Source organism: Candidatus Thermoplasmatota archaeon (assembly GCA_030018475.1).
Lineage (GTDB): Archaea > Thermoplasmatota > JASEFT01 > JASEFT01 > JASEFT01 > JASEFT01.
This window is the reverse complement of the sequence record JASEFT010000121.1, coordinates 1-651: the sequence shown is the minus strand read 5'-3', so window position 1 is coordinate 651 and position 651 is coordinate 1. Positions and strand designations below refer to the sequence as shown.

Genomic DNA, 651 nt, shown 5'->3' with positions numbered 1-651 from the left:
CCTGTAAATGTATCAATGACTAAAATAGGGGTAACAAATAATTATTATTACAACACAACTTATTCTGTTAAAGGCGTCTATTATTATTACATTTGGGCAAATGATACAAGTAACAACCAGAATAAATCTGCAGCATATCAGTTTGAAATAGATATCACGCTACCAATAATTTCAGAAGTTCAAGCAACACCATCGGTTCAAACTCAAAGAGGATATGTAAACATCACTTGCATAGTTACAGATAATGTTGCCGTTGATACTGTAAAAGTCAACATTATAGGGCCTACAGATTTTACACCAGTAAATATTACAATGAATCAAATACCCAACACAAATAACTATTACTATAATACAACCTACCAGATCGGAGGCCTGTATTCTTATTATATATGGGCAAACGATACAAGCGCTAACAAAAACATACCCATAGAATATTATTTCACTATAATGATAGCAAAGACAGAAACTATTGATGGTAAAGAAGTTAATGTAATTTGTATTGGAAACGGAACAGTAAACATAATAAGAGTGGAACAGCCACAAACCCCACCCAAAAATCTACAATTTATTATATGTATTAATGTCACCGTCACAGGAACAATCACTTATGTAAATATCACAATAGGATACAACGAAAGCGATGTTGCTGGC

The 651-nt window shown here is 32.7% G+C and carries 1 protein-coding gene; it reads left to right on the top strand.

Annotation, left to right across the window (positions count from 1 at the left end; all coding sequences use genetic code 11):
• Positions 1-15: 15 nt before the first annotated feature.
• Positions 16-651 (top strand): hypothetical protein (locus QMD21_07865; protein ID MDI6856679.1); only part of this gene is annotated, 636 nt, incomplete at its 3' end.